General features: G+C 63.7%; 14 protein-coding genes and 1 pseudogene. 8 read left to right on the plus strand and 7 right to left on the minus strand.

Translation table 11 applies throughout. The features are described 5' to 3' along the window. Window positions 1-189 precede the first annotated feature (189 nt). The 3 genes and pseudogenes from AC1VON_RS01705 (at window position 190) to AC1VON_RS01715 (ending at window position 4,365) form a co-directional block, all read left to right on the plus strand. Window positions 190-1,107: a polyprenyl synthetase family protein gene (locus AC1VON_RS01705; protein WP_483120194.1), complete on the plus strand. Its 918-nt coding sequence runs from the start codon at window positions 190-192 to the stop codon at window positions 1,105-1,107. A 53-nt stretch (window positions 1,108-1,160) separates the two neighbouring features. Further along, a pseudogene (locus tag AC1VON_RS01710) lies at window positions 1,161-1,915 on the plus strand (SDR family oxidoreductase). A gap of 113 nt (window positions 1,916-2,028) precedes the next feature. Next, window positions 2,029-4,365: a response regulator gene (locus AC1VON_RS01715; protein WP_483120196.1), complete on the plus strand. Its 2,337-nt coding sequence runs from the start codon at window positions 2,029-2,031 to the stop codon at window positions 4,363-4,365. Window positions 4,366-4,389: 24 nt separating this feature from the next. Here AC1VON_RS01715 and AC1VON_RS01720 read toward each other — a convergent pair whose 3' ends face one another. The 6 genes from AC1VON_RS01720 to AC1VON_RS01745 all read right to left on the minus strand — a co-directional run bounded on the left by AC1VON_RS01720 (window position 4,390) and on the right by AC1VON_RS01745 (window position 9,227). Next, complete coding sequence (locus AC1VON_RS01720; RefSeq protein ID WP_172348194.1) at window positions 4,390-5,130, minus strand: class I SAM-dependent methyltransferase; 741 nt, start codon at window positions 5,128-5,130, stop codon at window positions 4,390-4,392. Between the two features lie 88 nt (window positions 5,131-5,218). Continuing rightward, complete coding sequence (locus AC1VON_RS01725) at window positions 5,219-5,971, minus strand: Stf0 family sulfotransferase (RefSeq protein ID WP_172348193.1); 753 nt, start codon at window positions 5,969-5,971, stop codon at window positions 5,219-5,221. A 54-nt stretch (window positions 5,972-6,025) separates the two neighbouring features. Further along, on the minus strand, window positions 6,026-6,577 hold the full coding sequence (locus tag AC1VON_RS01730; protein ID WP_172352831.1) for a chloramphenicol phosphotransferase CPT family protein: 552 nt from the start codon (window positions 6,575-6,577) through the stop codon (window positions 6,026-6,028). A 38-nt stretch (window positions 6,578-6,615) separates the two neighbouring features. Then, window positions 6,616-7,470, minus strand: a complete 855-nt coding sequence (locus tag AC1VON_RS01735; RefSeq protein WP_172348192.1) for a lytic transglycosylase domain-containing protein — start codon at window positions 7,468-7,470, stop codon at window positions 6,616-6,618. 5 nt (window positions 7,471-7,475) lie between these two features. Further along, window positions 7,476-8,729 carry a flavodoxin-dependent (E)-4-hydroxy-3-methylbut-2-enyl-diphosphate synthase gene (ispG, locus tag AC1VON_RS01740; protein ID WP_172348191.1) on the minus strand — a complete coding sequence of 418 codons (1,254 nt, stop codon included), beginning with the start codon at window positions 8,727-8,729 and terminating at the stop codon, window positions 7,476-7,478. Between the two features lie 318 nt (window positions 8,730-9,047). Continuing rightward, the gene (locus AC1VON_RS01745) at window positions 9,048-9,227 is read right to left on the minus strand and encodes a YdcH family protein (RefSeq protein ID WP_010911953.1); all 180 of its coding nucleotides are present in this window, start codon (window positions 9,225-9,227) and stop codon (window positions 9,048-9,050) included. 239 nt (window positions 9,228-9,466) lie between these two features. On the opposite strand from AC1VON_RS01745, the gene AC1VON_RS01750 reads away from it, so the two are divergent. Beyond that, the gene (locus AC1VON_RS01750; RefSeq protein ID WP_010911954.1) at window positions 9,467-9,670 is read left to right on the plus strand and encodes a YdcH family protein; all 204 of its coding nucleotides are present in this window, start codon (window positions 9,467-9,469) and stop codon (window positions 9,668-9,670) included. 33 nt (window positions 9,671-9,703) lie between these two features. Here AC1VON_RS01750 and AC1VON_RS01755 read toward each other — a convergent pair whose 3' ends face one another. Further along, a complete protein-coding gene (locus tag AC1VON_RS01755; protein ID WP_172348190.1) occupies window positions 9,704-10,492 on the minus strand; it encodes an IclR family transcriptional regulator in 789 nt (262 codons plus the stop codon). Between the two features lie 171 nt (window positions 10,493-10,663). On the opposite strand from AC1VON_RS01755, the gene AC1VON_RS01760 reads away from it, so the two are divergent. From AC1VON_RS01760 to AC1VON_RS01775, 4 genes are all read left to right on the plus strand, one after another. After that, window positions 10,664-11,494 (plus strand): transporter substrate-binding domain-containing protein, encoded by an 831-nt coding sequence (locus tag AC1VON_RS01760; protein ID WP_171883346.1) that lies wholly within the window; start codon window positions 10,664-10,666, stop codon window positions 11,492-11,494. A gap of 73 nt (window positions 11,495-11,567) precedes the next feature. Then, window positions 11,568-12,233: an amino acid ABC transporter permease gene (locus AC1VON_RS01765; RefSeq protein ID WP_172348189.1), complete on the plus strand. Its 666-nt coding sequence runs from the start codon at window positions 11,568-11,570 to the stop codon at window positions 12,231-12,233. A 1-nt stretch (window position 12,234) separates the two neighbouring features. Continuing rightward, a complete protein-coding gene (locus AC1VON_RS01770; protein ID WP_172348188.1) occupies window positions 12,235-12,885 on the plus strand; it encodes an amino acid ABC transporter permease in 651 nt (216 codons plus the stop codon). A gap of 3 nt (window positions 12,886-12,888) precedes the next feature. Next, a complete protein-coding gene (locus AC1VON_RS01775; RefSeq protein WP_172348187.1) occupies window positions 12,889-13,683 on the plus strand; it encodes an amino acid ABC transporter ATP-binding protein in 795 nt (264 codons plus the stop codon). Window positions 13,684-13,737 lie beyond the last annotated feature (54 nt).

The raw sequence follows: 13,737 nt of genomic DNA on the forward strand, positions 1-13,737 counted from the left end.
CTGTGCATCATATGACGGTGTTTTCGAGAACCGGACCGGAGCGTACATTCGAGTACGCAAGCACCGGAAGCCCGGAAAACGCCTTCAGATGACCGCAGGAGGAGAGTTTCCAAACGGGCTCTTACTGCTCCGGCATAATGGCGCTTGCCTTCTTGCGCAACGTCTGAGTGTCGGCTACCGCTCCCGGCCATGACGAATGACGACGAAATGGCGTTCGAAATGGCGCTTATCCGGCGGGCAGCCGCCATCGAGGTGCTGCTGCGGCGGTTGCTCGACGACCGTCCGCTTTCGGGCGAGATCGCGCGGCCCGATCGTCTGATGGCGGCGATGCGCCATGGCGTGCTGAACGGCGGCAAGCGCCTTCGTCCCTTCCTGGTCATGGAAAGTGCGGCCTTGTTTTCCGCCGATGGCGAGGCCGCGCAGCGCGTCGCCGCCGCACTCGAATGCGTGCATTGCTATTCGCTGATCCATGACGATTTGCCGGCGATGGACGACGATGATTTGCGCCGCGGCCAGCCGACCGTGCACAAGGCCTTCGACGAGGCGACCGCCATCCTGGCCGGCGACGCCTTGCTGACGCTGGCCTTCGACATCATCGCCGGTGAGGCGACCGTGTTGCCGGCCGAGCGGCGGGCCGCCCTGGTGCTGGCGCTTGCCCGCGCCGCCGGTGCCGGCGGGATGGTCGGCGGCCAGAAGCTCGACCTCGAAGCCGAACAGACGCCGCCCGACGAGACCGGCATCATAAGGCTGCAGGCGATGAAGACCGGCGCGCTGATCCGCTTCGCCTGCGAGGCGGGTGCCATCGTCGCCGGCGCGCCGGCAGAGGATCGGGAACGGCTCGCCGAATTCGGCTCGGCGATCGGCCTCGCCTTCCAGCTTGCCGACGACCTGCTCGATTTGACGGCCGACGCCAGCCAGATGGGCAAGGCGACCGGCAAGGACGCCGCCGCCGGCAAGGCAACCCTGGTGGCGCTGCATGGTGTGCACTGGGCGCGCAGCCAGCTGCATGGCCTTGTTGGCCAGGCGCACGCGCTGCTCGACCCCTATGGCGACAAGGCGGCGCTGCTGAAGGAAGCCGCGACCTTCGTCGCGACGCGCAACAGCTGACGGCAGGTCCGATATCGGCGGCGTGGCGAGAGGCAAATGGGAGATCAGCTTCGATGTCGTCCAATCTGTTCGACCTCAGCGGGCGCCGGGCGCTCGTAACCGGCTCGTCGCAAGGCATCGGGCTCGCCCTGGCCAAGGGCTTGGCGCAAGCCGGCGCGAGCGTGATCCTCAACGGCCGTGACGCCGCGAAACTCGGCGCGGCGGCGGCGCAGATCCCTGCGGCGGAAACGCTCGCCTTCGACGCGACCGATCATGACGCGGTCCGCTCGGCGATTGACAATTCGAGCTGTCCGGCGGGCCGATCGACATATTGGTCAACAATGCCGGGATGCAGTTCCGCACGCCGCTTGAGGATTTCCCCGCCGATGCGTTCGAGCGCATGCTGCAGACCAATGTCGCCAGCGTCTTCCACGTCGGTCAGGCGGTCGCACGCCACATGATCAGGCGAGGCCGCGGCAAGATCATCAACATCGCCAGTGTGCAGACAGCACTCGCCCGCCCCGGCATCGCGCCCTACACGGCGACGAAAGGCGCGGTCGGCAACCTGACCAAGGGCATGGCGACCGACTGGGCCAAACACGGCCTGCAATGCAACGCCATCGCACCCGGCTATTTCGATACGCCGCTCAATGCGGCCCTCGTCGCCGATCCTGCCTTCAGCGCCTGGCTTGAAAAGCGCACGCCGGCCGGCCGCTGGGGCAAGGTCGAGGAACTGGTCGGGGCCTGCGTGTTCCTGGCCTCCGATGCCTCGTCCTTTGTCAACGGTCATATCCTTTATGTCGACGGCGGCATCACCGCATCGATCTGATCCGTCGCGACGCCCTATGCAAGAGCAATCGCGCCGTCCACGCGAACGGAATCTTAATGTAAATGAAGCGTAATCCCGATCGTTAAAATAATGCGTATGTGTTGGGGTTGCGCATGCCGGAATATTCTTCCTTCATCCGGTCTGTCCGGATCCGCTACCTTTCAGGACTGCTGATTTTCGCGCTGGCTTCCATGGCCATCATGATTGCGCTCGACCGTGTCAATTCCTTCCGCCATGACATCGATGCGCTGAGCAGCAACCTCGTCGTCTTCACCCGCGACCTGCGCAACGCGACCAGCTTCGCCGAGACGACGGGGTCCGCCTGGCGCAACGAAACGCGCGATGCGCTGACCGCTTCGGCGCGTGACCATTCCGAACGCCTGACCCGCGAGATCGACACACTGACCGCCCAGCTCGCCGCGATACGTCCGCGCCTGTCGGCCAAGACCATCAACGAACTCGAAGCCTCTTCGGTCAACGGCGATCTGTTCTGGTCGCCGCGCGACATGGTGCGCAACCTCAACCTGATGTCGGTGGCGCAAAAAGCCGATGAATGGAGCTACCGGGAAATCCGCAACCAGAACGACCTGTTTGTCCAGCCGATGCTGGTGCGTGTCCGCACCGCGATGGATGACGAGCGCCATCTGGCCGACGCTTCCAGCGACCGGCTGCTGCTGTGGGCGAGCGGCCTGTTGTTCGGCGTCCTGGCCATCGTCGCCTTCTGGATCTTCCGGCCGATGGAGCAGGCAATCCGCCGCGCCTTTGCCCAATCGGCCGAATCCCTGTTCAAGGCCGAATCCGCCGACCGCGCCAAGTCCGAATTCCTGGCCAATATGAGCCACGAGATCCGCACACCGATGAACGGCGTGCTCGGCATGGCCGAATTGCTGGCCAAGACCGAATTGACCGCGCGCCAGAAGACCTTCACCGACGTCATCGTCAAATCGGGCAATGCGCTGCTCACCATCATCAACGACATCCTCGATTTCTCCAAGATCAATGCCGGACAGCTCACCCTGGACCCTGCCCCGTTCCGTCTCTCCGAAGCGGTCGAGGATGTGGCGACGCTGGTTTCGGCACGTGTCGCCGAAAAGAACCTCGAACTGATCGTGCGCGTCGATCCGCGCCTGCCGGCCCATGTCGTCGGCGACGCCGGCCGGTTCCGGCAGATCGTCACCAATATGGTCGGCAATGCGGTGAAGTTCACCGAGAAGGGCCATGTGCTGATCGATGTCGGCGGCGAGACCGTCAACGATGTTGTCCACCTCAAGCTGCGCGTCGAGGATACCGGCATCGGCATCCCGGCCGAGAAACTGCAGAACGTGTTCGAGAAATTCGCCCAGGTCGACGGATCCTCGACCCGCCGTCACGAAGGCACCGGCCTGGGGCTTGCCATCGCCGCGCGCCTCGTCGACCTGATGGCCGGCAAGATCGGCGTCGAAAGCGAGATCGGGCGCGGTTCCGTCTTCTGGTTCGCGGTGCCGCTGCCCGTGCATCGGGCCGAGGCGCGCGACGCGGTCGTGCCGGTCGACGTCACCGGCGCGCGCGTGCTGGTCATCGACGACAACCCGGTCAACCGCGAGATCCTGCTTGAGCAGCTCAGAAGCTGGAGCTTCGACTGCGCGGCTGCCGAAAGCGGCGCCGTGGGGCTCGCCTTCCTCGATCGCGCCTGCCAGTTGGGTGCCAGCGTCGATTGCATCATCCTCGACTACCAGATGCCCGGCATGAATGGCGCCGATGTCGCCCGAGCCATCGCCGCCGACAGCCGGCTGTCCGCCATCCCGATCGTTATCCTGACCTCCGTCGACCAGGTCGATTTCGGCAAGATGATCATCGAGTTCGGCATATCGGCGCATCTGACCAAGCCGGCACGCTCGGCGATCCTGCTCGGCACGGTCATCTCGGTTATCCAGAAGGCCCGCTCGCAGGCCGGCAAGGCGCATTTCGTTCGCGAGCCGGTCCAGACGCCGCAGGCGGCTCCGCCTGCCTTCACGGTGATCCGTGGCCCAGCCGTGCCGGCCATGACAGTATCGGAATCGACCACCACGCCGAACGGCCCGATCGACATCCTCATCGCCGAGGACAATGAGGTGAACCAACTGGTGTTCGGCCAGATCCTCAACGGGCTCGGTCTGAGCTATCGCATCGCCGGCAATGGCCGCACGGCGGTCGAGATGTACCGGTCGCTGCATCCGAAACTGATCCTGATGGACGTCTCGATGCCCGAGATGAACGGCTACGAGGCAACCCGCGCCATCCGGGCGATCGAGGCCGCGTCGGGCGGCCATATCCCGATCGTCGGCGTCACCGCGCACGCGCTGAAGGGCGATCGCGACAAATGTATCGAGGCCGGTATGGACGACTATCTGCCGAAGCCGGTCTCGCCAGACCGCCTCGGCGCCAAGATCGGCACATGGCTCAGCGAAACGGTGATGGCCAAGACGGCCTGAGGTGTATCCGGCTGGGCTGCCGGATCAGCGCAGCCGACCGATCGGGATGATTTCCGCAGAGGTGTCCGCATAGGGTTCGCCCTGCCAGTCGCCGAGCCATTGCTCCACCAGCAGGCCGGTCTCGCCCAGCATCCCGGCGAGATCCTGCTTTTTCGGAAACGCGATTTTCGATTCAGCGCCCAGAATCGGTCTGCCGCCCGGAATTTCATAAAAGGTCGAATAGGTGACCACCCCAGTGGCGGCATCACAGTCGGCATCATACCAGGCCCTGACGGTGCCAAGGCTGGGATGCTCCACCATCCGTTCGGAGCGCTGCGGCGTCCATTCCAGCCACGCCTCCACGGCGGGATTTCGCGTGTCGAAGATAAAGCGCCCACCGGGAGCGAGATGTTCAGCGATGGTGCGCAGCACCACCCGCTGATCCGCCTCTGTCAGGAAAACCTGGAACACGTGACCGGTCAGCAGCACCAGATCGAACCGTCTTCCAAGCCGCACCGTTCGCGCGTCGGCAACAACCCAGTCGACCTTGTCACCGCCGGCTCTGCGCCGCGCGACATCGAGCATGGCCGATGCGGGATCGACACCGGTGACGCTGCACCTTTCGGCCAAGTCGGCTGCCAGTTGACCGGTGCCGCAACCAAGATCGAGGACCGAGCCGCCATCCCGCGCAAGACGGATGCAATAGTCGAAATCGGAGCGGCCATCCTGATTCTCGATGTCGTAGAACTGAACGAAGTCGGGATCATTGTAGATCAAATCGGTCATGTCGCCGCCTATAGCCCAAATGCTTGCCATACCCGACAGGCACAATCCACGCCGCCGATGACGTTTGCGCCTGCTCGGCCTTCTATACTCAGCTGGCCGCGTCCAGACGAAAGCGGCGCATCCAGTCGAGGCTTGTCTCGTCGGCGAGCTTTGCGACGCCCGGCCGGATCTCGTCGGCATTCGGAGGCTGAACGCCGAGGGCCTCGCAAATGCCCAGCAACGCCGCCGCCGGATCGGCGGACAGATGCTCATAGCCAACCCGCAGCGGCGTTATGCCTTGCGCCGTGAACCAAATGTTCCAGGCCGCGTCATAGGATTCAAGTTCGCCAAGCTGTTCTTTGATCCGCTCGAAATTGTATTGGAGGTCTTGCGCCGGTGCGACCCTTTCGATCTCGGTGCCGTCAGGCGCGATGTGCCAAAGGCCGGTCTGCTGTGCCTTGATCAGCGAGACCGCCTGCGCGAGCTTGTTCTCCCGCGACAGATGTATGTAGAGAACGCGGCCAAAAGCTCTTTCGAAACGCGCCGTGTCCGAGGCCAGCCCTGGGAAAATCCGGTCGAGGATCGCCGAAAGTTCATCCAGGTTTTCGCGCATCAGGCGCAGGCCGAAAATCGCGGTGCCGCCCTTGCCGGCGGTGATGGCCGCATCGAGATAGGCAACATTGAATTCAAGCTCGCCCATCGTGTCGCGGCCGGGCAGTCCCCACTCCTCGGCCCACTCCGGCACGTCTTGCCGCCGATAGAATGAGTGCGGATCGCCTGATGTCCCGGTGGATGCCAGGAGCTTGCACAGCAACGTGCTGCCGGTTCTCGGCGTGCCGCAGATAATGTAGGCGTCGAACATTCCGTTGCCCTTGTCGTTTCGCAGGCAGGGCAAACCCGGCCGATCCATCGCCGCCTATAGTCGAAATTGTTGCTGGATGCGACGGGCGCATTCCAGCGGGGTGAGATGGCTGGTGTCGACCTCGAGATCGTAGACTATGCCCGCGTGCACGCGCCCATATTGCCATCGCGCCAGGCCCGGCCGCCTGTCGGCCCTCTGGGCTTCGCGGGCTTCCAGGACCTCCAGGGGCGCCATGACGCCAACCCGATGGAGATTGAAGGCCGACAACAGTTCGACATATTCAGGCATTTCGCCATTGCACAGCACATCGTCGACGATCAGGTTGTTGCCTTGCACGGCCATGGCGGCGACGGCGTGGCGCATGCCGCGCAGGGCACGCGCTCCCGTCGGTCCGGTCCTGATCACGACCGAGGGCTGGCCGCCTTGCCGGATGGTCTCGTAGGAAAAGCCGCCAGCATGGTCCTGCAAGGCATCGGGCAGCATCTCGATGAAGGTGTCCATCTGGACATGCAGGAACGGTTCGGCGGTTATTGTCTGCAACGCCTTGGCGATCGAGCTTTTGCCGGCACTGCCGACGCCATTGAGCAGGACGATCCTGGCTTTCACGTTCGATTCTCTTTCAAGCATTGAGCCGGCTTCAGCCCTTAACGGTTGCGCACCACCACGCAGGCCCCGCCGACGCTCTGCAGTTTTTGGCAGATGACATTGGCGGCGGCGCGGTCGTCGATTCCGATCCTGACCGCGTAGATGCCGCGCCGGCCGATCGGCGTACGCACCCGGCTCACCACCGGATCATGACCGGCAAGCAGAGCCGGAAAACGGCTCCTCACCCGCAGCCACTGGCTGATTGCGGCACTGCGGCGGAAATTGCCGGCCACCTGGATGCCCCATGGTTTGACGTTGATCGAGGCCATCGCCACGGTCTGGGACATGATCACCGGCAGCTTGCGGCAGGCGACGGCAAAATCCGTCTTGGCGTCGAGCGGCGCGACCTGCCCGGCATAGGCGGGGTCGGTGAACTTGTCGACCGGCTCGCCCATGATGTCGAAGACATAGCTCTCGGTCTCCATCGGCAGGAAACCGCCCGAACCCAGCCAGCGCGACACCCGGCTTTCGCCGGCATTGTAGGCGGCGGCGGCCAGGCCAAGATTGCCGTAGCTGGTCTTCATTTCGGCGAGATACTTCGCCGAGGCCGGGATCGCCTGGTTGATGTCGAAGGAATTTTCGAGCCCTCGCATCTTGGCGGTGCCCGGCATGAACTGGGCGATGCCCTCGGCGCCGACGGGACTGACGGCGCTGGGGTCGAAACGGCTTTCCTTCCAGATCAGCCGGGCGAAGAAATCCCGGGGCAGGCCGTTCTGGTCGGCATGGGCCTGGATCAAATTGCAGACCTTGTCGATCAGCCGCTGCTTGGCCGATTGCGGCGGATCGGCCTGGGCAAGCGTCGACCAAGCCACACTGCACAGGACAATCAGCGCCGCCCGGGGGAAACGCCGCATCTGGCCTACTCTGCCGCGGCCTTGCCGCTGCGACCGAACCGTTGCTCGATGTAGTCGGCGACCATTTTCTCGAAATCCGCCGCGATCGCTGGCCCGCGGAGCGTCGCCGCCTTCTTGCCGTCGACGAAGACAGGCGCCGTCGGCGTCTCGCCGGTGCCGGGCAGCGAAATGCCGATATCGGCATGCTTGGATTCGCCAGGGCCGTTGACGATGCAGCCCATCACCGCGACCTTGAGGTTCTCGACACCCGGATATTTTTCGCGCCACACCGGCATGTTCTTGCGCAGATCCGCCTGGATGTTCTGGGCGAGTTCCTGGAACACGGTGGATGTCGTGCGGCCGCAGCCAGGGCAAGCGGCGACGATCGGCACGAACTGCCGGAAGCCCATCGTCTGCAGCAATTCCTGCGACACCTGCACCTCGCGCGTGCGGTCGCCATTCGGCTCGGGCGTCAGCGAGATGCGGATGGTGTCGCCAATGCCTTGCTGCAAGAGGATGCCCATCGCCGCCGACGAGGCGACGATGCCTTTCGAACCCATGCCGGCCTCGGTGAGGCCGAGATGCAGCGCATGGTCGGAGCGGGTGGCGAGTTCCGTATAGACGGCGATCAGGTCCTGCACGCCGCTGACCTTGGCGGACAGGATGATCTTGTCGCGGCCCAGGCCGATCTCTTCGGCCATCTCGGCCGACAGGATCGCCGACTGCACGATCGCCTCGCGCGTCACCTCCTGCGCCGTCAGCGGAAAACCCTTGTCCTGATTGTCATCCATCAGTCGGGTCAGCAGTTCCTGGTCGAGCGAGCCCCAATTGACGCCGATGCGCACCGGCTTGTCGTGCTTGATCGCCATCTCGACGATATCGGTAAACTGCCGGTCCTTCTTGTCCTTGAAGCCGACATTGCCTGGATTGATGCGGTATTTGGCCAGTGCCTCGGCGCAGGCCGGGTGATCGGCGAGCAGCTTGTGGCCGATATAGTGGAAGTCCCCGACCAGCGGCACATTGATGCCGAGCCGCAGAAGCCGCTCATGAATGCGCGGCACGGCGGCGGCGCTCTCGTCGCGGTCGACGGTGATGCGCACGATCTCGGAACCGGCGCGGTGCAGTGCGGCAACCTGCGCGACCGTCTGGTCGATATCGGCGGTGTCGGTGTTGGTCATCGACTGCACGACAACCGGGGCGCCGCCGCCGACGACCACGCCGCCGACATCGACGCCGACCGAGGTGCGGCGAGGGAAGGGAAAGGAAAAATATCCGGTCATGCCGGCAGCCTTTTGTCTCTGAAGCCCCGTACGTCCGCTCGGACGCACAAGCACTCCCCGGGGCCGATGCGCTGAAGTCCGGGCATGAGGTGGAGGAGCAAAGATGGCTTGTCAATGGCGACAGGTCGCCACTGGCCGCAATTGACCCCCGCCTGCGCCCAAACAGGGCACGATCCAGCGGTGGCCGAGGCGTAAAACGGTGACCGGAAGGATATTAGCTGCGGCTTATGACGTAGTGTTGAAAATCAAACCACCTGCACCGGCGGCGGTTGCCGCCGGCAAGGAAGACCGCATAGTGGCGGCTACGTCAGTCGGGCATCAATGCGTGGTCGGTTGCGCTTTCAGTTTCTCAATCGCATCCTTGAGTGCCAGCTTGCGTCGCTTGAGATTCACGATTTCGAGGTCGTCCACCGACGGGTGGTTCATCGCGTCATCGATTTCGCGTTCGATGTCGCCGTGTTTCCGCTGCAACTCATCAAGATGGGATGCAAGAGACATGATTGGTTCTCCCTTTCATGGTTTCCTCGATTGCAGCCGCCAAAGGCGCGTCCACCGCAGGTCGCTTCTGTGACGGCACAATGACACTTTGCCACCTTCCGACAACGATGTCGAATGCTGCGTGGTAGCATTCCACGGCAATGTGAAATGTGATATTGGCTGCGCGCCGGTGGCAGAAATTGCCGCCCCCGCCCAATCAGGCCCAGTTTTGGGCGCCGCAGACGTGCAGACGGTAGAGAATGTCCGATCAGGAACAGGCCGATATTCGCCTCGAATTTTCCCGGCTGAAGCAGGAACACGCCGATTTCGACGCGGCGATCAACGCGATGATCGCCACCAATTGCGACCCGCTGCAGATCCAGCGCATGAAAAAGAAGAAGCTGGCGCTGAAGGACCGGCTGATGAAGCTGGAAGACAAGATCATTCCCGACATCATCGCTTGAGCCGCGGGCCGCGCGATCCTCGTCACGTTTCGCCTATCCCCCGATAGAGAGCCTGCCGGCCCGCTCGCGCAGCAGGCCGATGAGACTGCCGGTCCGCTCCTCGGTGGTATCGATCGGAACCACCAGGCACATCGTCGCCTCGACCTTGCCCGGCGCTGAAAAGACCGGCACGGCAAGGCATTTGGTGTAGGCGTCGACAAGCCCCGAGGTGACGCAGTAGCCGGTGACCCGCGCTTTGGCGATGTCGGCGATGAAATCATCGAGCCGCAGCTTGCGACCATCGGGCAGCACGAGATCGTCCTGCGACACCATGTCCTCGATCGCGGCCCGCTCCAGCCCCGCCAGAAGCAGCCGGCCCGAAGCGGTCCAGGGCAGCGGTATCTGCAGGCCGGTGGCCGAGCTGATGCGGAACGGCCTGGTGCCGGGGCTGGAGTGGACGATGGTGTAGCGGCCGCTCTGCAGCATGCACAGTTCCGAGGTTTCCCCGGTCTCGCGCGACAGATGGTCGACCTCCTGGCGCCCGCGCCGCAGCAGATCGTTGCCGCGCACATAGTCCATTCCATAGAGATAGAGTTTCTTGCCGAAATAGACGCGGTTGCCGTCGCCGGCCATTTCCAGCAGGCCTGCGTCGACCAGCGAGCGCACCAGCGTGTAGGTCGTCGAGCGCGGCGCATTCACCCCCTTGGCAAGGTCGCCGATGCCGATCGCGCGCTGCGTCGTGTGCAGGAAGTCCAGGATCTCGAGCACCCGGTTGAGGCCCTTTTCGCGGGAAGCCGTCGTCTTTTCGTCGGCCGAAACGGCCAAGGCATTGCCATCTTGCATTGTCGATTCCTGGTGGTAGTATCTGTCTTGTACAGGATACATGCGTCTCTTGTAAGAGACAATCTTCTGATGATCACCGTCGCGTGTATTGCCTGTGCATAGGGGAACACAACACGAAAGGAGGTCGCCGTGAACGACACATCCGGAAGACGTGATTTTCTGAAATTGGGAATGGCGGGACTGGCCACCGCCGGCGTGCTGGCAACCGTCGATGCGCAGAAGGCCGCCGCCCAGGCCGCGTCCGACAGCCTGCTGCGCACCGTGCTCGATCGCGGCAAGCTGATCGTCGGCACCGGCAGCACCAACGCGCCCTGGCATTTCGAGAACGATGCCGGCGAACTGGTCGGCATGGACATCACCATGGGGCGCATCCTTGCCAAGGGCCTGTTCGATGATCCGACCAAGGTCGAGTTCGTCATGCAGGATCCGGCGCAGCGCATCCCCAACGTCACCACCAACAAGGTCGACATCACCATCCAGTTCATGACGATGACGGCGCAGCGCTCGCAGTTGATCAATTTCACCCGGCCGTACTATGTCGAAGGCGTTGCCCTGCTGACGCTTCCCACCGCCGAGAACAAGACCTTCGACAAGCTGCTTGCCGGCGGTTCGGCGACGCGCATCTCCATCCTGCAGAATGTCGACGCCGAAAGCTCCGTCCACTACGCCCTTCCGCAGGCGCAGGTGCTGCAGATCGACACCCAGGCCAACGTTCTGCAGGCGTTGGAATCCAAGCGCGCCGACGCTGCCGCCGTCGATCTGTCCACCGTGCGCTGGCTCGCCTCGCGCAATCCGGACAAATATTTCGACGCCGGCAAGAGCTGGTATTCGATGCTCTACGGCGCCGCGCTTCGGCAAGGCGACCTCGACTGGCTGACCTTCGTCAACCAGACCTTCACCATTGCCATGTTCGGCCATGAATCGGCGCTCTATGACGCCGCCTTCAAGGATTATTTCGGCCAGGAGCCGCCGGCGCGTCATCCGGGGTTCCCGGTCATCTGACCCAGCGGGCGGAAGGGGCATTCCGCGCCCTTCCGCCTACTTCTTCCGACGCCCTTCACACCGAGGCGGACGCATGGGCTATGCCCTCAATTTCAATCTGATCTGGCGGCATTTCGACAAACTGTGGGGCGGTCTGCTGCTCAGCCTCGAGCTTGCCGTCATCTCGATCGCCATCGGCGTCGTCATCGGGCTGGTGCTCGCGGTCTGGTATGTCTCGGCCGGGCGCGTGGTGCGAGCGATCATCGCCGCCTATGTCGAATTCATCCGCAACGTGCCGCTGATCCTGCTGGTCTACCTTGTCTTCTATGGCCTGCCGACCGTGGTCGACCTGGCCTACAGCGCGCCGACCTCGTTTGTCCTGACACTCTCGGTCTACAGCGGCGCCTATCTGGTCGAGGTGTTTCGCTCGGGCCTGGAGGCTGTCCCGCGCGGCCAGCTCGATGCCGGCAAGGCAATCGGCCTGACACCCTGGCAAAGGCTGCTCCACGTGCGCCTGCCGACCATGCTGCGCATCACGCTGCCGGCGCTGTCCAACACCTTCATCTCGCTGTTCAAGGACACCTCGATCGCCTCGGTCATCTCGGTGCCCGAGCTTACCTTCGGCGCCCAGTGGATCAACTTCAACACCTTCCGGATCGTCGAGGTCTATCTGGTGACGACGGCGATGTATCTGGTGACCGGCTACGCCTTGCTTTTTGCCCTCAGGCTCGTCGAACGCCGGTTCAGGGCGGCGCGCTGATATGCTGGGCCAGATCCTCTACGCTCTCCCTTTCCTCGCCAAAGGCTTCGCCCTGACCCTTTGGGTATCGCTTCTGGTCGTGGTCCTGTCGCTCATCGCCGGCGTCCTGCTGGGCGTCGCCCTGGTCTACGGTCCCGCCCCGTTGCGCTGGGCGGTGCGCATCTTCTCGGACACCATCCGTGGCATTCCGATCCTGGTGCTGATGTTCTTCGTCTATTACGGCCTGCCCGCCATCGGACTTCATCTGCCGTCGTTCTGGGCGGCGGTGCTGGCGCTGACCCTGTTCAAGACGGCGCAGGTCATCGAATATCTCAGGGGCGCGGTCGCCTCGATTCCAAAGGGACAGTCCGAGGCCGCAATGGCGATCGGGCTGACTTTCCGCCAGCGGCTGACCTACGTCATCTTCCCGCAGGCCTTCAGGCGCTTCCTGCCGCCCTGGATCAACGGCGTCACCGACGCGGTCAAGGGCAGCGCCCTGGTCTCGCTGCTCGGCATCACCGATTTGATGCAGGCCATCAACCAGGTCATCGGCCGCACCTATGAGGCGATGCCGCTCTATATCCTCGGCGCGCTGATCTATTTCGCGGTCAACTACGCGCTCTCGCTCGCCAGCCGGCGGCTCGAGCGGCGCTTCTCCTTCATTCGGGAATAGCAGATGTCCGACACCACAAACGCCAATCCGGCACTGCTCGAAGTGCGCGATGTCTCAAAGGCTTTCGGCGCCGTCGAGGTGCTGCGTTCCGTCAGCCTTCAGGTTAAGCGTGGCGAGGTGGTCACCGTCATCGGACCCTCCGGGAGCGGCAAGACAACACTGCTGCGCTGCGTCAATTTCCTCGAAAGCTACGATAGCGGCTCGATCCGCATCGACGGCAAGGAGGTCGGCTATCTCTCAGCCGGAACGCGCCAGCGCCGCAGCGAGCGCGACTTGGCCGCCATGCGTGCCGAGACCGGCATGGTCTTCCAGAGCTTCAACCTGTTTCCGCACCTGACGGCGGCCGGCAACATCATGCTGGGCTTGACCAAGGTGCGCGGGAAGAGCCAGGCCGAAGCGCGCCAGGCCGCCGAACACTGGCTCGGCCGCGTCGGCCTCGCCCACAAGGCCGACAGCTTGCCGGCGGAGCTTTCCGGCGGCCAGCAGCAGCGCGTCGGCATCGCACGCGCCGTGGCGATGGAGCCGAAGATCCTCTTGCTCGACGAGATCACTTCGGCGCTCGATCCCGAACTGGTCGGCGAGGTGCTGGCCGTGGTGCGCAGCCTTGCCGAGGACGGCATGACGATGCTGATGGTGACGCACGAAATGGCCTTTGCCCGCGACGCCTCGAGCCGCATCGTCTTCATGGCCGATGGCGGCGTCAGCGCCGTCGGCCCGCCCAAGGAGATTCTCGCGGCGGAGACCACCAACGAGCGCCTCCGCACCTTCCTGGCGCGCTTCCGCGCCTCGCATTTCTGACATCGGACGGCTGACGCCGTCTCATTTTTGAATATCGGATGGCTGAAGCCAACC

Source organism: Mesorhizobium sp. HAY1-8B, assembly GCF_056868045.1.

Coding starts and splice junctions, on each gene's coding strand:
- AC1VON_RS01705 (WP_483120194.1), top strand. CDS start 190: ATGACGAATGACGACGAAATGGCGTTCGAAATGGCGCTTATCCGGCGG.
- AC1VON_RS01715 (WP_483120196.1), top strand. CDS start 2,029: ATGCCGGAATATTCTTCCTTCATCCGGTCTGTCCGGATCCGCTACCTT.
- AC1VON_RS01720 (WP_172348194.1), bottom strand. CDS start 5,130: ATGACCGATTTGATCTACAATGATCCCGACTTCGTTCAGTTCTACGAC.
- AC1VON_RS01725 (WP_172348193.1), bottom strand. CDS start 5,971: ATGTTCGACGCCTACATTATCTGCGGCACGCCGAGAACCGGCAGCACG.
- AC1VON_RS01735 (WP_172348192.1), bottom strand. CDS start 7,470: ATGCGGCGTTTCCCCCGGGCGGCGCTGATTGTCCTGTGCAGTGTGGCT.
- ispG (WP_172348191.1), bottom strand. CDS start 8,729: ATGACCGGATATTTTTCCTTTCCCTTCCCTCGCCGCACCTCGGTCGGC.
- AC1VON_RS01745 (WP_010911953.1), bottom strand. CDS start 9,227: ATGTCTCTTGCATCCCATCTTGATGAGTTGCAGCGGAAACACGGCGAC.
- AC1VON_RS01750 (WP_010911954.1), top strand. CDS start 9,467: ATGTCCGATCAGGAACAGGCCGATATTCGCCTCGAATTTTCCCGGCTG.
- AC1VON_RS01755 (WP_172348190.1), bottom strand. CDS start 10,492: ATGCAAGATGGCAATGCCTTGGCCGTTTCGGCCGACGAAAAGACGACG.
- AC1VON_RS01760 (WP_171883346.1), top strand. CDS start 10,664: ATGGCGGGACTGGCCACCGCCGGCGTGCTGGCAACCGTCGATGCGCAG.
- AC1VON_RS01765 (WP_172348189.1), top strand. CDS start 11,568: ATGGGCTATGCCCTCAATTTCAATCTGATCTGGCGGCATTTCGACAAA.
- AC1VON_RS01770 (WP_172348188.1), top strand. CDS start 12,235: ATGCTGGGCCAGATCCTCTACGCTCTCCCTTTCCTCGCCAAAGGCTTC.
- AC1VON_RS01775 (WP_172348187.1), top strand. CDS start 12,889: ATGTCCGACACCACAAACGCCAATCCGGCACTGCTCGAAGTGCGCGAT.